Origin of the sequence: Rhizobium sp. P44RR-XXIV (assembly GCF_001999485.2) — a bacterium.
In the GTDB taxonomy this organism is placed as follows: Bacteria; Pseudomonadota; Alphaproteobacteria; order Rhizobiales; family Rhizobiaceae; genus Rhizobium.
The window spans coordinates 390,568-410,635 of the sequence record NZ_MPVZ02000029.1 but is presented as its reverse complement, the minus strand read 5'-3'; the positions used below and the strand labels follow the sequence as shown (position 1 = coordinate 410,635).

Genomic DNA, 20,068 nt, shown 5'->3' with positions numbered 1-20,068 from the left:
GCTATACCAGGAATGGGATGAGTGCCGGCGTCGTGGCGTTGTAGTCGGCATATTCTAGACCAAAGGTCTCGCTCATCCAGCGCTCCTCAATGCCCACACGTCGCAGAACCGCGTAAAGCATGAAGGCAAACGCAAGCAACGCGGCGACATCACCACGCGCAAGCACCGCACCGAGGATCGCCAGTATCAGGCCGGAATAGATCGGATGGCGGACGAGAGCGTAGGGACCGGTGCGGATCAGTGCATGATCTTGCTTGACCGTGATCACGCCACTCCAGTTACGACCGAGATGATAGCGCGCCCAGATGGCAAAGCCGAGGCCAATGACGGTCATGGCGGCGCCGATGCCATAATAGGTCAGATTTTGCGGGACAAGCCGGAACGACAAAGGCCCGAGCCAGGATGGCGGCACGACCAGCAGGAAGGCGCAGATCCAGATCGGGACGGTATTCGACAATCGCGACCAAGGATCCTCATGCCGCGCCGCCTTCTTGACGCCGAACGAAGCGATGAACCAGATGGCTGCCCAAATACCCCAGCAGACTGGAAAAAATAAACCCAGCAGCCTTGCTTCGGTCATGCATCGCTCCTGTCGAGCTCGGGATAGTGCCGGAAGATGCCATCCTCGTTGAAGGGAATGCGGCGATCCGATTGAAGATAGCGAGCAATATTGGGCCGTTTCGCGACAGCCGCATGCAGAGCGGCGAAATGCGGATAGCGATCGGCCAGATGCGCGGTGGCGCGCGGAAAGGCATAGCGCAATCCCTCGTAAATCTGAAACAGCGATAGGTCGACATAGGTCAGACCATCGCCAAAGGCATGATCAGGTCCATGCGGGTTCTGCTGCAGCACGCGCTCAAAATAGCCGAGATATTTCGGGATGCGATTGCCGATGAATTCGGCCGACCGAGCCTTTGCCTCCTCCTTCTGGTCCTCATAATATTTCGAAGTGGCGATCGGGTGGTGCGTGTCGTGCACCTCGGCGACGAGATCGGTGACGGTCAATTGCAGCGCGTTCAGCTCATGCCGCTGCGCTTCATCCCTGGGGGCAAGACCAAGAGTCGGCCCGAGATACATCAGGATGTTCGCCACATGCGAGATGATCAGATCGCCATCCTTCAGAAACGGCGGCGCGAAGGGAACGGCGGGTTCGACCTTGCTGTCCATGATGGCCAACATGGCGCCTGTGCCCTGCCCCTTGCTGGCCGGACCACGGCAAATATCGACATAATCGGCGCCAGCCTCTTCCAGGGCCAGCCGTACGAATTCGCCGCGACCCTGAATACCGTCCCAATAGTAAAGTTCATAAGGCATTCCGGTCACTCCTTGGCGCATATGGCGATCAGTCGCTCTCTTCATACTGTGGGAGATTATCGGTGATTTCAAACCACTCGGCCTTTGAGCCGACGAAAACATGATGCGTCGGACGTATGCTCGGTGTGTCGACTAGCGTCCCCATGGTGACATGGGCGTAGGTTCCGTTCTTGACGATTGCATACAATAGCGAGCCACACTTCCCACAGTGCATATATGTCGAAGCATTGTCCCCATAGGACATGATGCTCTCCAGGCCGTCGGCAATTCTGATTTTTTCAATCTCAATGCCCGCCAGGGGCTTGAATGCCGACCCGGTTGTGCGCCGGCAATTCGAGCAATGACAGTTCACGGCATAGACAAATTCGTCAGCGACTTCATAGGTGACGGTCCGGCATCTGCACTGTCCGGTGAGCATTCTCATCAATCCGCCTCCGCACCATTTGCCGGTTGCCATGACCGAAAGCCATGCCTCAACGCCTCGGTGATACTACGACCCCGATTGACCCGACAATATGCGGCATAGAGCCTGCGCGACAAAGTCGCGGCCACTAGTGATGAGCATCGTGCTCGTGGCGCTTGCGGGTTGCGGCAGCCTTCTTTGCCGATGCGGAACGCGCTGCCGCCGGGCGGCCTGCAGAGGCACGACCGCCGATCCTGCCGCCCTTCTCCGACGATTCATGATTTTCCGGGTGACCGCGGCCGGAGCCGGACTTGTTGCCGCCGCCGCTTTCCTTGTTCACCGTCGCCCATGCGCGTCGCTCGGCTTCCTCATGGGAAACGCCGCGGTCTTCATACCCTTCTTCGATGTGTTCGGCTTTGCGCTTCTGCTTGTCCGTATAAGCGGATTTGTCTCCTCGGGGCATGGTCTTTCTCCTTGTTGTGGATGAAAGACCAACCCACGGTCAGGGAAAAGGTTCCGATATCCGGCTCGGTGCACTGCGATCGACCGGCGCGAACCACGACCGGCGACCATGCCGTGGCGCAGCCCGATGTTTGGCGGACGCAGGAAAGAATACGCCCACTGAACGGTCGATGATCAGGATGAGGATTAATGCAGCCAGAAGATAGAGGGCGGCAAGAATGAGGAGGGATGTCACCGCATTCCCTCCACGCGGTGAACGGGGACCTGAGGACAGCGCGCTGCGACGATCGTCAAAACAGTAATTTCCAGATCATCAGCATAACGACTACGCATGGCGGGGCTCCCTACCCGGCCTGATAGCACCGATGTGTGACAACTATTTTGTGCCTGAGGCCCAAGCTACCGAAATTATTGCAGATATTTTATCGGCCCCGATCAAAAAGGAGCGGCTCGATGGTTGTTGTCGAGCCGCTCCCGCTTCCGCCACATCCGAAGGACCGGACATGTATCAGACTTTGGCTTTGACGGCCTTCTTAGACGTCCGTTTCACGGCAGGCTTGGCCACTGGCTCTTCGACAACTGCCGCGATGGCAACCGTCGGCTTGCGCTTTGCCTTGGATTTGGCGCCAAGCTTCGCTTCCTTGCCAGCGCTTTTCTCAAGCGCGATGCGTTCGCTGCTTGCCTGTTCCCAGTGTATGCCGTCACGGCCGGCGGGATAGCCTTCTTCTTCCCAGATGGCATATGCGCGTTTCTTGATCCATTCGTCCCGAGATTCCAACATCTGCTGTTCTCCGTTCGCATCATTGAACATGGTTGATGAACAATGCCCGTTCTTGAAATGCGGGCTTCGTGCCTCCCCTGAGCAGCCAAGACTCCATGGCGGCGAAAATGCCCATGGAACGATTCCTCTAGTCTCGACTCCCGAACCGCAGTGGCGCTTCACACAAGAAACACGGATACCGTGGGGGACGGTAGCGAAGCAGCCGAAGCACCCTCAATATGAAGACTGCAACAGGGCTGTTCAATTAAAAATATCTAATAAGGCAGCTTTTCGCACCGCTATCAGCCATATAAAGCGGATTGTAAGGCCGCCGATTGCAGCTTTCGCGGGCCGGGATATATTCGCATCATGATCGACCTTCTGGTTGCCCATTGGGGCCAAATTCTTGCCGTCCTGTCCATTGCCATGGGAGCGGCGGCGGCAATTCATGCCACCATGACGAAGGAGGATGTGCGAGCAGCGATCGGCTGGGTCGGCGTCATCATCCTGTCGCCCATCATCGGTGCCCTGCTCTATGCCGTCGCGGGCATCAACCGTATGCGCCGGGCCTCCCTAAGTTCCCACCGTGACGCCTTCTTTCGCAAGGATGCGTCCGGAGAACTTGCCAGTTTCGATGCAGACGACCACCGGGTGCGGCAGCTCTTCGGCGACCATTTCGGCTCAATGAAGACGCTCGGCGACCGCGTGGCCCGCTACACCATGAGCACCGGCAACACCATCGAGATGCTGGCGAGCGGCGATGCGGCCTATGCGGCAATGAAGGCGGCGATCGATGGCGCCGAGCGCAGCATTCTGATGGAGACCTATATATTCGACCGCGACCCGATCGGCCTGCGCATCGCTGATGCACTGATTCAAGCGGTCAAGCGCGGCGTCAGCGTTCGCGTGCTGATCGATTCCGTCGGCGCTCGCTACTCCGTGCCGACGATCATGGGCTATCTCAGCCATGGCGGGGTCGCCGCCGATGTGTTCAACGGCAACGTTATCATCGGTCTTCGATTGCCCTATGCCAATCTGCGCACCCACCGCAAGATCCTGAGCATCGACGGGCGGATCGCCTTTACCGGGGGTATGAATATTCGCGAGGGTTTCACGCGTGAGTTCGCCGGGGATCATTGCGCCCGCGACATGCATTTCTGCGTCACGGGCCCCGCGGTAGCCGATCTCTTCAATACGGCCGCCGAGGATTGGCGCTTCACGACCGGTGAAGTGCTTGATGGAGACGAATGGCGGATTTCAGCGCCCTCCAACGAGCCGGGCGCGCCGGTATTCATGCGGGTAGTGACCTCCGGCCCCGACCGCAGCGTCGAGACAAACCACAAGATGCTCATTGGCGCATTGTCGGTCGCACACAAGTCGATCCGCATCATGTCACCCTATTTCCTGCCCGATCGGGAACTGATCAGCGCCCTGGTCACAGCGGCAAGACGCGGCGTTGAGGTCGACATTGTCGTCCCGACGGCCAATAATCTCGTACTGGTCGATCGCGCCATGACCGCGCAATTCGACCAGATGCTGAAGAATTACTGCCGCATCTGGCGTGCCGAGGGACCATTCAACCATTCCAAGCTTCTGGCCGTCGATGGCACATGGGCCTATGTCGGCTCTTCCAACCTCGATCCTCGCTCCCTGCGGCTGAATTTCGAGGTGGATCTGGAAGTGATCGACCGCGGCTTCGCCGGCACGATCGACGCTCATATCGCAACAATCCTTGAAACGGCCCACCCCGTCGATCTCGAGAAACTGCGCGCCCGGCCCTTCATCGTCAGGCTGATCGAGAAGGTCTTCTGGCTCGGTTCGCCCTATCTCTGAATGAGTTCAGATCGACATTCTGCGGTGGTCGCGGCCTTTTTACATGACAAGGCCCGCCATCGCTTCCTATATTCCCAGGGGAGTGCCCGGCATAGTTTGGTCAAGGAAACGATCGGCGGACAGATGCGGAAGAAGAAAGAAAGTCTCCGTGCGAGCATCCTGGAAAGCCTGAAGAACAGAAACCAGGCACGCCCGAAACAGGCCGCCAAGACCGCCCACGCGGCCGGCACGCTGATCGCTTCCTACAATGTCCATAAATGCGTCGGCGCCGACCGCCGCTTCGATCCGGATCGGATCAGCCGCGTCATTCACGAGATCGATGCCGATGTCATCGGCCTGCAGGAGGCCGATACGCGCTTTGGCGAACGCACCGGCCTGCTCGATCTGCGCAGGCTTGAACGCGACACCGGGCTCATTCCCGTGCCGATCGCGGGAACCAGCAAGGCGCATGGCTGGCACGGCAATGTCGTCCTTTTCAAGCAAGGCACGGTGCGCGACGTGCATCAGATTAAATTGCCCGGGCTGGAGCCGCGTGGCGCGCTGATTGCCGAGATAGAACTGGCGCATGGCGGCAACATCCGGATCATCGCAGCCCATCTCGGCCTGCTGCACCGTTCGCGCGCCCAGCAAACGCGGCTGATCGTCGAACTGATGAATGATGGAGGCGATACGCCGACCATCCTGCTCGGCGATCTCAACGAATGGCGGCTGGGTGACCGTTCCTCGCTCAATACCTTCCAGGCAGCCTTCGGCCCTCTCCCGCCGGCCGTCCCAAGCTTTCCCTCGGCACTGCCGCTCTTGGCCCTGGATCGCATCATGGCAAACCGGCGCGGCATGATCTCGGCAGTCGAGGTACACGACTCCCCGCTCGCCCGCGTGGCCTCCGATCATTTGCCCATCAAGGCCATGGTCAGCCTCGAAGCGCTCGACGGCGGAGCCAAGATGCATTCGCACACCGCTTGAGCGCAGAGCCTGTCGTTTAATTCGGCATGTCATTCACGGCCTCCAAAGGAAGGCCGTGAATGATCCGTCTGCTTCCGTCAGGCCCGCCCCGGCTTTCAAACCGGGTTGATCGCGGCGTAAACCTCCTCGTAGCGGCCTTCCCGCTCGGCCGAGCGCCGTGCACGATCGCGCTCGACCAGCACCTCTCCCCTTGGATGGTTGCCCGCCTCCAGCAGTTGCATGACCTCCGCCACATAGGCGGCAAGAGGGATAGCGCGCGGATCGGATGCCTGATGATCGCCGGTCAATTCAGTCTGCACATAGGGTGGCGAAAGCTCCAGCACCTCGACCGGAATCTTTCGAAGCTGATGCCGCAACGACTGCAGCCAGGAATGCAGGAAGGCCTTGCTGGCGCAATAGGTCGGGAAATCGGCGCGCGGAATGAAGGCGAGGTTTGAACTGGTCGCCATGATGGTCGCACCTTGCCGGCCCTTCAGCATCGGCAGGAACGCCGCCGTCACCCGCAGCACGCCCATGATATTGGTATCGACGACCGATTGAGCGGCGGAAACATCCCAGCCCTCCGCTGTCATATCCTCCGACCGAGATATGCCGGCATTCGCGATCAGCATATTCAACTCGGGGAAAAGTAACCGAACATCGCTTGCAAGGCGAGGCAAGGAATCCGGGTCATCAAGATCAAGTGGTAAGCCAACCAAACCGGGGCGTTCCGCGGCGATCTCTTCAAGCAAGGCCCGCCGCCGCCCCGTGACGATCACGCGATTGCCGCGGTCGTGGAAGGCTTCGGCGAGCGCGCGGCCAATGCCGCTGGTGCCGCCGGTAATGAGGATCGTATTGCCAGTCATCTGCATAGTTTTTGCTCCATTGTTCAATGTCGGCCGTCAGCCGATGGTTCGCCCGTGGCCCTGGCCTCTTTGGGGAGGTCCGAACGTCCACGGCCGTCGAGAGCGCATAGCTGTGCCGCTGTCCTTATCATTGCCCCCTCGGCGGAACCGAAGCGAGGAATGGACAGCAGGCCAGATTGCGCTGGCGCCAATGGGAAACGTGTTTTCTCGAACCGCAGGGCCGCAGGCTCTCTCTTCGGCATGGTCGTGCCAAAGAGGATGCTGCCAACCGCATAGCCGCACCGGTCAGATCGGGCGAATTTACTCCGCAGTGCACCCGTTGCGGGTAGCATTGTGGGAGCCATCAAACGGCTTGCGAATGGGATCGGGAAAAACAATGTCATACCATGAACGCCTCTTGCATCGAGACCTCCCTGCTGGGACCTTCTCGACAAAGGACGCGTTGGATGACGGTAACGCCTACGACAGTGCTACTGGAGCAACTGCAGTTTCGCGTCTAACGCGACAGGCAGCTTGTTGTCAAGCTGAAGCCTTCGCAGGCAAGATTACGTGAACGCCGCTTGGGGAAGAGCAGCACCGCTGCGCTTTTCGTGTGCCGCAGAAAAGATGGCGACCAGGCAGGCTAAAGCAAGCGCTACGGCACCCAGCACCGGCAAACTGCGATAACCATAACCACCCTCAAGCAGACCGGCCCCTATGACCGCCGCAATGGCAATCCCGATGTTGAACCCCGATGGGATGAGCGAGGAAGCAAGGGTTGGCGCATCGGCGGTCCACATCAAGATGCGGGCCTGAATCGGGGCGCCAATGGCAAAATTCAGGGCGCCCCAGACGAAGATCGTTACGGTCATCAGCACGGGATAGGGGCTGACCAGGTAGAGAATGACAAGTATCGCGGCCTGAATGGCGAGCATGACAATAAGCGCGGGCATCAACTTCCAATCGGACAGTCGTCCCCCGATAAAAACACCCAGCGTTGCTCCGACGCCATTCAGCAGGAGCACCCATGGAATAATCATGCCATCAAGGCCCGTCACCTCCCGCAAGAGAGGCGTTATATAGGTAAACGGCACCATCTGCCCGATCATCAGCGCGAGCATGATGATGAGGGAGGTCCAAACCTGCTGACGGCCAAGAACACGGACTTCGCGTCCCAAATGGCCGGGTTGCTGGGGCTCGGCTTTCGTCTGGGGGATCAGAGCCCATATTGCGATCAATGCGAGGACGCCGACCAAGGTCATCGCCCAGAATGTCGTCCGCCATCCCCAAAGCCCACCGATCGCCGCGCCTGCGGGGACGCCGATAATGTTCGAGACCGTCAAACCCGCGAGGATCACGGACACCGCGCGGCCTCGAAATGCGGGCGGGACGAGGCCGACCGCTACCACCATCGCAATACCGAAATAGGCGCCATGGGCGATGGCGGTCGCAACCCGGAAAGCGAGCATGGCGGCGAAGCTGGGCGCGAGCGCGCAGGCGATTTGCCCAAAGCAAAAGGCGATCGTGAGGGCTATCAGAATCGTGCGACGCGATACCCGTCGTGTCGCCATGGTCAGGAATGGCCCGCCGACGGCAATACCCAGCGCATATCCGGACACCAGATAGCCGGCGAAAGGAATGGAGACGCCTAGCCCCTGCGCCACGTCCGGAAGAATGCCCGCGATGACGAACTCGGTTGTGCCGAACGCAAACGCAGCCAGAAACAAGGCGAAGAGGGGCAAGGACAAGGGCGGCTCCCATATAAGGACATAAGAGTTTCTTTATATCTCAACCAAAAGTACATCAAGTACGCGCTGGCAGAAAGCAAGCGCTGGGGGATGGTTGCGCGGGATCATCTTTCTGACGGTCAAGCCCAGAAACTCCTTGAAACGCGGCTTGCTGGTCGCCTCCGCTATGGCTAGAGGAAAGGCCATATTATAACCTGCCCATCGACCAGATTGATCCGGGAGACAACCATGCTGAAAACTCTGCTGCTCACGGGCGCTGCCGGTGGCGTCGGCCAGGCGCTGCGGCCGCTTCTGTCGCAAATCGCCGAGATTGTCGTTCTCTCCGATCTCACGCCGATACATGATTTGCGACCCAACGAGCGCTTCGTTGGCTGCGATCTCGCCGATCGCAGCGGTGTCGACGAACTGGTTTCCGGCGTCGACGGCATCATCCACCTCGGCGGCATCTCGGTGGAGAAGCCCTTCGACCTGATCATGCAGGGCAATATCCTCGGCCTATACAATCTCTATGAGGCAGCCCGGGCAGCAGGCAGGCCGCGCATCGTCTTTGCAAGCTCGAACCACGCGATCGGCTTTTATCGCCGCGACGAGCGGATCGACAACAGGGTGCCGACCCGCCCGGATTCTCTCTACGGTGTCTCCAAGGTATTTGGCGAAGCAGTCGCGAGCCTCTACTTCGACAAGTTCGGTCAGGAAACCCTGACCGTGCGCATCGGCTCCTGCTTTCCCGAGCCGCGCAATCCGCGCATGCTGGCCACCTGGTTCAGCGCAAGGGATTTTCTGTCGCTCTGCGGCTGCGCCTTCGATGCGCCCCGGCTCGGACATACGATCGTCTACGGCGCTTCGGACAATGACGAGCAATGGTGGGACAATAGCCAAGCGGCCTTCCTGGGCTGGCGGCCGCGTGATAGTTCCGCCCCGTGGCGCGCCGAAGTTCTCGCAAGAACACCGCAGGAAGACCCCAACGATCCGGCAGTCATCTACCAGGGCGGCGGCTTTGTCTCAGCCGCTCATCCCGAGGATTGACCGAAGCCGGCCAATCTGTGGCGAACGGCAGGCCGTCAGCCACCGTTGCGGAACAGCTTCCACTTGGTCGGCCGGAAGGCGATGCGGTTACGGTCGAGCGCATCGGCCTTGTTCGGCGGCAGCTCGATCTCGATATGGTCGTGGTTTTCGCCGATATTGATTTCGAGATGCCGCGTGCCAGCAACGCGCCGGCTGGAAAAGAGCAGGCCGGCAATCGCACCGCCATCGCCTTCATGCAGCTCGATATCGTGCGGGCGGAAATAGAGATAGGCCTCGCCATCCGGCTCGTGCGGCGTGCTCAACCCGAGCGGCCGGTCCTCGAACCATATTTCCCCACTGGTAATGCGCACCTTGACGCGATTGGACTGGCCGATGAAGCCGTACACGAAGGGGGAATTCGGCGTATCGTAGATCTCGTCTGGAGTACCGACCTGCTCGATGGCGCCCTTGTTGAGAACGACGACCCTGTCGGCAAGCTCCAGTGCTTCTTCCTGGTCATGCGTCACGAAAACCGTCGTGTGACCAGTGCGATCGTGAATTTCCCGCAGCCACTTGCGCAGATCCTTGCGCACCTGCGCGTCAAGCGCGCCAAAGGGCTCGTCCAGAAGCAGCACATTCGGCTCGACCGCCATGGCGCGCGCCAGCGCCACGCGCTGCCGCTGCCCGCCTGAAAGCTGCGCCGGATAGCGCTTTTCCAGGCCGTTGAGCTGCACCAGCTCCAGCAATTCCGTGGCGCGCCGGTGAATTTCCGCGCGTGGCGGACGACGAGAGGCCGAGCGAACCTTGAGGCCGAAGGAGATATTTTCCAGCACGGTCATATGCCGAAACAGTGCGTAATGCTGGAACACGAAGCCGATATTGCGCTGCTGCACGGTCTTTCGCGAAGCATCCTCCTCACCGAAAAAGATCTGGCCTTCCGTCGGCGTTTCCAGCCCGGCGATCAGACGCAGAAGCGTCGTCTTGCCGGAGCCTGAAGGACCAAGAAGCGCGATCAGCTCGCTCGAACGAATATCCAGGGAAACGTCATGCAATGCGGGAAAGCGACCGAATTCCTTGCGCAGGTTTTGAACGCGAACTTCCATCAAAAATTCCTTCAGTGACGCCGGCTGGCTGCGATCTCTTCGCTATAGCGCATTTCCAGCAACGTCTTCAGTATAAGTGTGACAAGGGCAAGCAGGGCCAGCAATGTGGCAACAGCAAAAGCCCCCGAGAAATTATAGTCGTTATAAAGGATCTCGACCTGCAGCGGCATCGTGTTCGTTTCGCCGCGGATATGACCGGAGACGACCGAAACGGCGCCGAACTCGCCCATGGCGCGGGCGTTGCAAAGCAATACGCCGTAAAGCAGACCCCATTTGATGTTCGGCAGCGTGACATACCAGAAGGTCTGCCAGCCATTGGCCCCGAGCGAGAGTGCCGCCTCCTCATCCGCATTCCCCTGCTCCTGCATCAGCGGGATCAATTCACGGGCTACGAAGGGGAAAGTGACGAACATCGTCGCCAGGACCAGGGCTGGAACAGCAAACAGGATCTGTATGCCATGGCTCTGCAGCCAGGGCCCGAGTGTGCTGCTGGAACTGAACAGCAACACGAACACCAGACCGGATATAACAGGCGAGACGGAGAAAGGCAGGTCGATCAAGGTGGTCAGGAACGCTTTGCCCTTGAACTCGAACTTGGCGATCGCCCAGGCTGCTGCAACGCCGCAGACAAGGTTCAGCGGCACGCTGATACCGGCCACGATCAATGTCAGCCGGATGGCGGCGAAGGTCTCGTCGTCGACCAGGGCATCGAAGAAGGCCTCGATACCCTTGCGGAAGGCCTCGACGAAGACGGCAGCCAAGGGCAGCAGCACCATCAGCGTCAGAAAGGTAAGGGAAATTAGCACGAAGATGATGCGTGCCGTCCGGCTTTCTGTGATGACCGGATGCTCCACAGCGGAGGCGGCAGAAAGATCATGTGCCATAGCCGTACCTCTTTCTGCTCCAGGACTGGATGAGATTGATGATCAAAAGCATGGTGAAGGAAATGAACAACATCACCGTCGCGATCGCCGTTGCCGCCGCGTAGTTATATTCCTCGAGGCGGATGACGATGAGCAAGGGTGCGATTTCCGAGACATAGGGCTTGTTACCGGCGATGAAGATCACCGAGCCGTATTCGCCGGCAGCACGCGCAAAGGCCAATGCGAAACCGGTGAGCGCGGCGGGCGCCAATCCCGGCAGCAAGACCCGAGTGATCGTCTGGAAACGGGTCGCCCCCAAGGTTGCGGCCGCCTCTTCGACCTCACGGTCGATCTCTTCCATGACCGGCTGAGCCGTACGCACCACGAAAGGCAGACCGACGAAAATCAGCGCGATGACGATGCCAATCGGCGTGAAGGCGATCTTGATGCCGAGCGGCGCCAGGAACTGCCCGATCCATCCGTTCGGCGAATAGAGCGTCGTCAGCGCGATACCAGCCACCGCCGTCGGCAATGCGAACGGCAGATCGACCATGGCGTCGATGATGCGCTTGCCAGGAAAGCGGTAGCGCACCAGCACCCAGGCCATGATAAGCCCGAGGACGGCATTGACGAGCGCCGCGATGAAGGCGCCGCCAAAACTCATGCGCAGCGCATAAAGCGTGCGCAGATCAAGAGCCAGGGCCCAGAATTTATCCCAGCCGAGAGAGCTGCTTTTCCATAGCAGTCCAGACAGCGGAATGAGGACGATGAAGATGAGCCAAGCCAAGGTAACGCCGAGCGCCAATCCGAAGCCCGGAATGACACTCGGCTGCCGAAACCGCCACCGTTTGCGGGTTATGGAATGCATTCAGAGTTATTTTCCCGGCTTGTAGACCTGATCGAAGACGCCACCATCGTCGAAGAACTTGGGCTGAGCTTTAGCCCATCCGCCGAAATCGTCAATCGTTGCGAGCTTCAGGTTCGGGAAGCGGGCGATATCCTTGGGATCGGCTGCCGCCGGCTTGATCGGCCGATAGTAATGCTTGGCAGCGATCTTCTGACCTTCGTCAGAATACAGATAGTTCAGATAGGCTTCCGCGATCTTCCGGGTGCCCTTGGTATCGACATTGCCATCGACGACAGCAACCGGCGGATCCGCACGGATCGAGAAGGACGGGGTTACGACCTCGAATTTATCCGGGCCGAGTTCGTCAAGCGACAGATAGGCTTCGTTCTCCCAGGCGAGCAGAACATCGCCGAGGCCCCGCTGTACGAAGGTCGTCGTTGCGCCGCGCGCACCGGTATCGAGAACCGGGACGTGCTTCAGAAGCTGCGTGAGATAGTCCTGCGCCTTTGCATCGTCGCCGCCATTCGCCTGCTTGGCCCAGGCCCAGGCCGCCAGAATGTTCCATCGCGCGCCGCCCGATGTCTTCGGGTTCGGGGTGATGACTTCCACGCCGTCCTTGACCAGATCAGACCAGTCCTTGATGCCCTTCGGATTGCCCTTGCGCACCAGGAAGACGATGGTCGAGGTATAGGGAACGGAATTATTCGGAAACTTGGTTTTCCAGTCGGCCGGGATCTTGTGCGTCGCCTTGGCGATCGCATCGATATCGCCTTCCAGCGCCAGCGTGACGACATCAGCATCGAGACCGTCGATAACCGAACGCGCCTGCGCGCCGGAGCCGCCATGCGAGGCCTTGATGTTGATAGTCTCGCCGGTATCCTTCTTCCACTTCGCCGCGAATACGGTGTTGAAATCCTTGTACAACTCACGCGTCGGATCGTAGGAAACATTCAGAAGCGTCTTGTCGGCGGCCCATGTCGGCGCAACTGCCGCAACGGAAAAACTGCCGATCAGAACTGCGGTGGCGAGAAGCCGGGAAAGCTTTATCGTCTGCATGGAAAACCCCCTTCGTTAGTTCCTAAACCCTATCAACTTGGTCGTATAAAGTAACGAAGACCGTTCCCGTTTTAAGGAACTCCGGAGAACACCATCCCATAGAATCCAAAAAAGTGAAATCACATTCCCGCTTGGCCACGAGGGTCCACAATCAGCGGTATCAAACGATGGAGTCGGACATGAAGACGGAATAGAGTTCGTCCGCCGTTTTTGCCTTCAGCATCGCGGTCAGCACGCCCTCTGTCCTCAAGCGCCTGGCGATTGCGGCAAGCACGTTCAGATAATCGCTGCGACCGCCCTCCCCGAAAAGCAGCACAAAGGCCCATCTGGTCGGGGCATCGTCGATCGCCTCGAAATCCACGGGATGCGCAAAGCGAACCAGCAGGCCGCGCGGCCTGGTCATGCCGGCGATCGCCGCATGCGGAACCGCGACACCATTGCCGATACCGGTCGTTCCCAGCTTCTCCCGGGTCTCAAGCGCCCTCAGGACCATCCCCTCATCCAGGCCGAAACAGCTGGCCGCCTTCGATGACAGCATCTGCAGCGCCCGCCATTTGGTTGGGGCGGACACCCCTATGAAGACGTGCTCGGGCAAGATGATAGTAGAAAGGGCCATGGTCGCTCTTGAGGATCGGACAATCGTTAATGCTGGTGTTCATGCGACGACGATGAGGATCAGGGCGCCTCATCGCGGGCCGGACAGCGGCTCATTCCGGCTCGCGAAGGCGATAGCCCACGCCTGTTTCGGTGGTGATGTAATGCGGCTGATCGGGGATCTGCTCGATCTTCTGCCGGAGCTGGCGGACATAGACGCGCAGATATTGCACATCCGCGGCCGGCCCCCAGATCTGCTTCAACAGGAACTGATGGGTCAACACCTTGCCGGCGTGCTGGGCAAGCACCCGCAGAATATCGTATTCCTTCGGCGACAGCTTGATCTCCTTGCCCTCGACCTTGACGATGCGCTTGACGAGATCGATCGAGAGGGCGCCGGTCTGGAAGATCGCCTTTTCACCCTGCTGCTGCAGCCGGTGGCGCAGAGCGACACGAATGCGCGCCGCAAGCTCATTGACGCCAAAAGGCTTGGTGACATAGTCGTCCGCGCCGCTTTCCAGCGCCTTGACTATGCCGGCCTCGTCCGTGCGGCTCGACAGGATGACCACCGGAATCTGCACGCCATCCTCGCGCCATTCCAGGAGCAGATCCTGGCCGGATTTATCGGGCAGCCCGAGATCGAGGACGATCAGGTCGGGCCGATCCTCATTCACCGAGGCCTTCGCGGCGGCGGCATTCTGCGCCTCGTTGACCGTATAACCTTGGGCACCAAGGCCGACGCGCAGCAACTTGCGGATCGGCGGCTCGTCATCGACGACGAGAATCTTGACGGCAGTCGTGTTCATTTCAATTCATCCAGCTTCGGGACATCCGTTGGTCTTGGCAGGCGGATGGTGAAGACCGCCCCTTGGCGATCGGTTCTGTTGCCGGCGGCAATCGTGCCGCCCATGGCTTCAATGAAACCGCGGCAGATGGAAAGGCCGAGGCCGGTGCCCGCCCTCACCTGATCACCCTTGCGCACGCGGTAGAAGGTGTCGAAGACGCGCTCAAGATCGGCGGGCGGAATGCCGGGCCCCTCGTCCATCACTCTGAAAACGATATTGTCGATATCCGCCCATGCTTCGAGGCGGATGGCCGAGGCCTCAGGTGCGTATTTCGCTCCATTATCGAGCAGATTGAACAGCACTTGCTCGAAGAGCACCGGATCGACCCGCACCATCGGCAGGTCGACAGGTATCTGCACCTCCAAACGATGGTGGCTCAGAATTTTCTGCGCGCGCCGCAAGGCGCTGCCGACGATATCGCCGCCATAATGCAGGGCGTAATTCGGCTCCATCGCGCCTGATTCAATCTTCGTCATGTCGAGCAGATTGACGATGAAACGGTTTAGGCGTTCGGATTCGTCGATGACGGTCGACAGAAGATCCACGCGATCTTCATGCGGCAGCGTTTCCAGATAATCGCGCAGCGTCCCGGCGGCCCCCATGATCGCGGCAAGCGGCGTCTTCAAGTCATGGGAAATGGAGGTCAGCAGCGCCGAGCGCAGCCTATCCGCCTCGACGGCCAGTTTCGCGCGATCAACGTCTGCCACAAGTTGAACGCGCTCGACGGCAAGCGCGGCCTGATCGGCGAGCGCATCGAGCAATCGTTGCTGCTCCGGCGTGAGCAGCGGCCCGTCGCGACGATCGCTATCGAGGCCGATGACGCCGACCGCGGTGCGGCCCGTTCGCAGCGGAACGTAGAGGCGGCGGGCGCCGGGCAAAGTATCCGCGCCGCGCCCTGCCGCATGATTGTGCTCCCAGGCCCAGCGTGCCGCAGCAATATCGGCATCGTCGAGCGTGTCATCAGGTGGATAGCCGGCCTTGACCGCGATCGTGCCGTCCTCCGGCAGCAGCAGCACGACGCGCAGCTTCAGCATCGAGGCGAGCTGAAAAGCCGTTGCCCACAATACGTCGTCAAGCGTGCCGGTGCCGGCGAGCTTCTTGGAAAAGAGATACAGATCTTCCGTCGTTCGCGCCCGCTGGCGTGCGGCGGCGGCCTGCCGCTGCACGGTCGCCGTCAGATTGCTGGCGATAATGGCGACCCCCAGGAAGAAGAAGAAGGCGAGCACGCTTTCCGGATCGCTGATGGTCAAGGTGTAGCGCGGCGGCAAGAAGAAGAAATTGAAGGCCAATGCGCCGAGAATACAGGAATAGAGTGCCGGTCGCAGCCCTTGCGTCACCGCAGTCGCCAGCACCGCCATCAGGAAGACAAGCGCCAGATTGCGCACATCCAACACCTGATCGAGGATGACGCAGAAGCCGAGCGCAACGGCTACATAGAGCGTTGCCAGAACATAGCCGCGCAACTGGAAGGGAGGAGGCGAAGGCGCTGCCTTGACGCCTCGGCTGGCGGGCTGTCCCTCAGCATCCGTGCCGGAAATGACATGGACGCTGATATCGCCGGCCTTGCGGATCAGATCATAGGAAACCGAACGCCGCGACCAATCCCGCCAGGATCCAATTTTCGGCGAGCCGATGACGATATGGGTGACGTTGTTGCTGGCGGAATGGCGGATCAGTTCCTCTGCCACCTCGCGGCCCGGAATGGTGATGGCTTCGCCGCCTAGCTGTTCGGCAAGCCGCAGCGTTGCGGCTATGGTGTCGCGCTGCGGCTCCGTCAGGCTGATCGAACGGTTGGTTTCGACATATACGGCCGCCCAGGGAGCCCGCAGGCGCGAAGCCATCCGCGCGGCATAGCGCACCAGCGAGGCGGAACGCGGATGATGATCGATGGACACCAGCACCCGCTCGCCTGCAGCCCACGGGCCGGAGATTGCATGCGCCTGCATATGGGTCAGCAGCTGATCGTCGACGCGCTGCGCGGTGCGCCGCAGCGCCAGCTCGCGCAGCGCCGTCAGATTGCCGGGCGTGAAATAATTGGTCAGCGCCCGCTCGGCCGTTTTCGACACATAGACCTTGCCGTCATGCAAGCGCTTGATCAGGTCGTCCGGCGTCAGGTCGATGATCTCGACATCGTCGGCCAGATCGATGATCGAATCCGGCACGGTCTCTCGCACCCGGACGCGCGTGATCTGGGAAACGACATCGTTCAGGCTTTCGACATGCTGGATGTTCAGCGTCGTATAGACGTCAATGCCGCGCTCCAGCAGTTCCTTGACGTCGAGGTAGCGCTTTGGATGACGGCTGCCCTGCGCGTTGGTGTGCGCAAGCTCGTCGACCAATACAAGCTGGGGCCGGCGCTTGAGAATGGCGTCGAGATCCATTTCCTCAAGCGATCGCCCCTTGTAGTCGACCTCGACACGCGGGATGATTTCGAAGCCTTCGATCAGAGCCTGCGTCTCGCGCCGCCCATGGGTTTCGACCACACCGACAATCACATCCACGCCATCGGCGATCTTCGCCTTGCCGGAAATCAGCATCTCATAAGTCTTGCCGACTCCGGGCGCCGCGCCCAGAAAGATTTTCAGCCGCCCGCGTGCCTCGGCCTTCGCTTTTTCCAGAAGCGCGTCGGGTGAAGGCCTGCTCATCATGTCGCGGCTGTCATCTGCCATCAGTGGGTTCGTCTTCCGTTACAAGGTTGAGACGGCCATTGCCGTCCCAACCTTCACAACCTATTGATTCATAGAGGCATCGAGCGCTTGGTTCAATGCCAGTACGTTGACGACAGGCTCACCGAAAATACCGAGCTCCCTGGATTCGACAGCCGCGTCGACGATCGACTTGAGCTTGGCTTCATCCATGTTGCGCGCCTTGGCCACGCGCGGGATCTGAAAGTAGGCATCCTCAGGCGAAATATGCGGATCGAGACCACTGCCCGAGGTCGTGACCAGGTCGATCGGAACCGGCATGTTCGGGTTCTGAGCCTGCAGCGCCGCGGCGTCACCTTTGATGCGGGTCATCAGCGAAGCGCTGGTCGGACCGAGATTGGAGCCGCCGGAATTGGCCGCGTTATATGGAGCAGCAACCGATTTGGTTGGGTCATTCGGGTCCGTTCCTGTCGTCGCCGACAAGCGACCGTGGAAATAGCGGTCTGTGGTGAAGCTCTGGCCGATCAGGCTGGAGCCGATGACCTTCCCATCCTTCTCCACCAAGCTGCCATTTGCCTGATGGGGGAAGAGAGCCTGGGCGACGCCTGTCATGGCGAGCGGATAGGCAAGGCCGGTCAAAACGGTCGTGGCGACGATCATGACGATGGCAGGTCTGATTTGTTTCAGCATGGGAGATCTCCTTAGACCAGGCCAATGGCGGTAATCGCCATGTCGATGGCCTTGATGCCGATGAAAGGTACGATGATGCCGCCAAGGCCGTAGATCAGCAGGTTGCGGCTCAGCAGCGCGCCGGCGCCGATCGGGCGATAACGAACGCCCTTGAGCGACAGCGGGATCAGCGCAACGATGATCAGGGCGTTGAAGATGATCGCGGAAAGGATGGCGCTCTGCGGCGTGGCGAGCCCCATGATGTTCAGCGTCTTCAGCTGCGGATAGAAGGCAATGAACATTGCCGGGATGATGGCGAAATACTTCGCGATATCATTGGCGATCGAGAAGGTGGTGAGCGCGCCGCGGGTCATCAGCAACTGCTTGCCGATTTCGACGATCTCGATCAGCTTCGTCGGGTCGCTGTCGAGGTCGACCATGTTGCCGGCCTCGCGGGCGGCCACGGTGCCGGTGTTCATGGCGACGCCGACGTCGGCCTGGGCTAGTGCCGGGGCGTCGTTGGTGCCGTCACCGCACATGGCGACGAGCTTGCCCTTGGCCTGCTCTTCGCGCATCAGCGCCAGCTTCATTTCCGGAGTTGCCTGGGCGAGGAAATCGTCCACTCCGGCTTCGGCGGCGATAGCAGCAGCCGTGAGCGGATTATCACCCGTGATCATTACCGTGCGGATACCCATGCGACGCAATTCTGCAAAGCGCTCGCGGATGCCGCCCTTGATGATGTCCTTGAGATGGATGACGCCGAGCAGGCGGCCATCACGAGCAACAGCAAGCGGCGTGCCGCCGGCCTTGGCGATCTCGTCGGCGATCCCCTGCAGCTCGCGAAGCGTCTCGCTGGTGGTACGCGAGATCACCGCGGTGCCATCGCTGCCGCTATTGGCAGCACCGTCCACATAGGCAAGAACCGCATCGACAGCGCCCTTACGGATCGACGAACCCTCGAGATCGACACCGCTCATGCGGGTCTGGGCAGTGAAGGGTACGAAGGTGGCCTTGAGGCTCGTCATGTCGCGACCACGGATGGCATACTTCTCCTTGGCAAGCACGACGATGGAGCGCCCTTCCGGCGTTTCGTCGGCAAGCGAGGCGAGCTGGGCAGCATCGGCCAGATCCTGCTCGCTGACACCCCGAACCGGGCGGAAGGCGGTAGCCTGACGGTTGCCGAGGGTGATCGTGCCGGTTTTATCGAGCAAGAGCGTGTCGACGTCGCCGGCTGCCTCGACGGCACGGCCCGACATGGCAAGCACATTGAAGCGCACCAGACGGTCCATGCCGGCGATACCGATCGCCGACAGAAGCGCACCGATTGTCGTCGGGATCAGCGTCACGAACAGGGCAACGAGCACGACCGTCTGGATCGAGCCGCCGGCATAGGCCGCAAAGCTCGGGATCGTGACCGTGGCAAGCACGAAGATCAGCGTCATGCCGGCAAGCAGGATGTTGAGCGCGATCTCATTCGGCGTCTTCTGACGTTCGGCACCCTCGACCAGTGCGATCATGCGGTCGATGAAGGTCGAGCCGGCTGCTGCCGTGATGCGCACGCGGATCTCGTCCGACAAGGACCTGTGTGCCGCCCGTGACGGCCGAACGGTCGCCACCCGATTCACGGATGACCGGGGCCGATTCACCTGTGATCGCCGCTTCGTTGACCGAGGCGACGCCTTCGATGACTTCGCCGTCCGACGGGATGATGTCGCCAGCCTCGACCAGCACGACGTCACCGACCTTGAGGCTGGTGCCCGGCACCATCTTGTAGTCGGTGCGGCTGGTGCCGCTCAGAAGCTTTGCCTGGGTTTCGGTGCGCGACTTGCGCAGCGAATCCGCCTGCGCCTTGCCACGGCCTTCGGCGACAGCTTCCGCGAAATTGGCAAACAGCACCGTGAACCACAGCCAAATATTGATCTGCAGGGAGAAGGCGAGATTGCCGCCGCCGACGATCAGGTCGCGCAGAAACAGAACGGTCGTCAGTGCCGAAACGACGGCGACCACGAACATGACGGGGTTCTTGGCAAGCGTGCGCGGGTTCAGCTTTTTGAAAGCAGCGCCGACCGCCGGAACGAGGATGCGAGAATCCAGGATACTCGCTGATTTTAACTGGCTCATAAGAGGCTCCAGC

The 20,068-nt window shown here is 60.2% G+C and carries 18 protein-coding genes and 1 pseudogene; 3 read left to right on the top strand and 16 right to left on the bottom strand.

What is annotated here, in order from left to right:
* Position 1: 1 nt before the first annotated feature.
* The 5 genes from BSK43_RS27980 to BSK43_RS27955 form a co-directional block, all read right to left on the bottom strand.
* Positions 2-580 (bottom strand): isoprenylcysteine carboxylmethyltransferase family protein, encoded by a 579-nt coding sequence (locus tag BSK43_RS27980; RefSeq protein WP_077468011.1) that lies wholly within the window; start codon positions 578-580, stop codon positions 2-4.
* Entirely contained in the window at positions 577-1,314 is a 738-nt protein-coding gene (locus BSK43_RS27975; RefSeq protein WP_077468010.1) for a glutathione S-transferase, read from the bottom strand. The genes BSK43_RS27980 and BSK43_RS27975 overlap by 4 nt, the downstream gene beginning before the upstream one ends.
* Before the next feature lie 28 nt (positions 1,315-1,342).
* Entirely contained in the window at positions 1,343-1,738 is a 396-nt protein-coding gene (locus BSK43_RS27970; RefSeq protein ID WP_077468009.1) for a GFA family protein, read from the bottom strand.
* A gap of 127 nt (positions 1,739-1,865) precedes the next feature.
* The gene (locus BSK43_RS27965) at positions 1,866-2,180 is read right to left on the bottom strand and encodes a plasmid stabilization protein (protein ID WP_136687310.1); all 315 of its coding nucleotides are present in this window, start codon (positions 2,178-2,180) and stop codon (positions 1,866-1,868) included.
* Positions 2,181-2,687: 507 nt separating this feature from the next.
* The gene (locus tag BSK43_RS27955; RefSeq protein WP_077468006.1) at positions 2,688-2,960 is read right to left on the bottom strand and encodes a DUF2934 domain-containing protein; all 273 of its coding nucleotides are present in this window, start codon (positions 2,958-2,960) and stop codon (positions 2,688-2,690) included.
* Positions 2,961-3,308: 348 nt separating this feature from the next.
* Between BSK43_RS27955 and BSK43_RS27950 the strand changes: the two genes are divergently transcribed.
* Both BSK43_RS27950 and BSK43_RS27945 read left to right on the top strand, forming a co-directional pair.
* Positions 3,309-4,772 carry a phosphatidylserine/phosphatidylglycerophosphate/cardiolipin synthase family protein gene (locus tag BSK43_RS27950; RefSeq protein WP_077468005.1) on the top strand — a complete coding sequence of 488 codons (1,464 nt, stop codon included), beginning with the start codon at positions 3,309-3,311 and terminating at the stop codon, positions 4,770-4,772.
* Positions 4,773-4,895: 123 nt separating this feature from the next.
* Positions 4,896-5,735 carry an endonuclease/exonuclease/phosphatase family protein gene (locus BSK43_RS27945; RefSeq protein ID WP_077468277.1) on the top strand — a complete coding sequence of 280 codons (840 nt, stop codon included), beginning with the start codon at positions 4,896-4,898 and terminating at the stop codon, positions 5,733-5,735.
* A 95-nt stretch (positions 5,736-5,830) separates the two neighbouring features.
* Here BSK43_RS27945 and BSK43_RS27940 read toward each other — a convergent pair whose 3' ends face one another.
* Positions 5,831-6,586 carry an SDR family NAD(P)-dependent oxidoreductase gene (locus BSK43_RS27940; RefSeq protein ID WP_077468004.1) on the bottom strand — a complete coding sequence of 252 codons (756 nt, stop codon included), beginning with the start codon at positions 6,584-6,586 and terminating at the stop codon, positions 5,831-5,833.
* A gap of 539 nt (positions 6,587-7,125) precedes the next feature.
* A complete protein-coding gene (locus BSK43_RS27935) occupies positions 7,126-8,307 on the bottom strand; it encodes an MFS transporter (RefSeq protein ID WP_077468002.1) in 1,182 nt (393 codons plus the stop codon).
* Positions 8,308-8,535: 228 nt separating this feature from the next.
* On the opposite strand from BSK43_RS27935, the gene BSK43_RS27930 reads away from it, so the two are divergent.
* On the top strand, positions 8,536-9,333 hold the full coding sequence (locus BSK43_RS27930) for an NAD(P)-dependent oxidoreductase (RefSeq protein ID WP_077468001.1): 798 nt from the start codon (positions 8,536-8,538) through the stop codon (positions 9,331-9,333).
* A gap of 35 nt (positions 9,334-9,368) precedes the next feature.
* Here BSK43_RS27930 and BSK43_RS27925 read toward each other — a convergent pair whose 3' ends face one another.
* From BSK43_RS27925 to kdpB, 9 genes and pseudogenes are all read right to left on the bottom strand, one after another.
* Positions 9,369-10,415 (bottom strand): sulfate/molybdate ABC transporter ATP-binding protein, encoded by a 1,047-nt coding sequence (locus BSK43_RS27925; protein WP_077468000.1) that lies wholly within the window; start codon positions 10,413-10,415, stop codon positions 9,369-9,371.
* Between the two features lie 11 nt (positions 10,416-10,426).
* On the bottom strand, positions 10,427-11,299 hold the full coding sequence (gene cysW, locus BSK43_RS27920) for a sulfate ABC transporter permease subunit CysW (RefSeq protein WP_077467999.1): 873 nt from the start codon (positions 11,297-11,299) through the stop codon (positions 10,427-10,429).
* Positions 11,289-12,146, bottom strand: coding sequence for a sulfate ABC transporter permease subunit CysT (gene cysT / locus BSK43_RS27915; protein ID WP_077467998.1), 858 nt, complete (start codon positions 12,144-12,146; stop codon positions 11,289-11,291). The genes cysW and cysT overlap by 11 nt, the downstream gene beginning before the upstream one ends.
* Positions 12,147-12,152: 6 nt before the next feature.
* Positions 12,153-13,181, bottom strand: a complete 1,029-nt coding sequence (locus BSK43_RS27910) for a sulfate ABC transporter substrate-binding protein (RefSeq protein WP_077467997.1) — start codon at positions 13,179-13,181, stop codon at positions 12,153-12,155.
* A gap of 160 nt (positions 13,182-13,341) precedes the next feature.
* Positions 13,342-13,797, bottom strand: a complete 456-nt coding sequence (locus BSK43_RS27905; protein WP_077467996.1) for a PTS sugar transporter subunit IIA — start codon at positions 13,795-13,797, stop codon at positions 13,342-13,344.
* 91 nt (positions 13,798-13,888) lie between these two features.
* Positions 13,889-14,581, bottom strand: coding sequence for a response regulator transcription factor (locus BSK43_RS27900; RefSeq protein WP_077467995.1), 693 nt, complete (start codon positions 14,579-14,581; stop codon positions 13,889-13,891).
* Positions 14,578-17,289 (bottom strand): sensor histidine kinase KdpD, encoded by a 2,712-nt coding sequence (locus tag BSK43_RS27895; RefSeq protein ID WP_077467994.1) that lies wholly within the window; start codon positions 17,287-17,289, stop codon positions 14,578-14,580. Before BSK43_RS27895 ends, BSK43_RS27900 begins: the two co-directional genes overlap by 4 nt.
* Positions 17,290-17,349: 60 nt before the next feature.
* Positions 17,350-17,955: a K(+)-transporting ATPase subunit C gene (locus BSK43_RS27890; RefSeq protein WP_077467993.1), complete on the bottom strand. Its 606-nt coding sequence runs from the start codon at positions 17,953-17,955 to the stop codon at positions 17,350-17,352.
* A gap of 11 nt (positions 17,956-17,966) precedes the next feature.
* Positions 17,967-20,055 (bottom strand): annotated as a pseudogene (kdpB, locus tag BSK43_RS27885) (potassium-transporting ATPase subunit KdpB).
* Between the last annotated feature and the right edge of the window lie 13 nt (positions 20,056-20,068).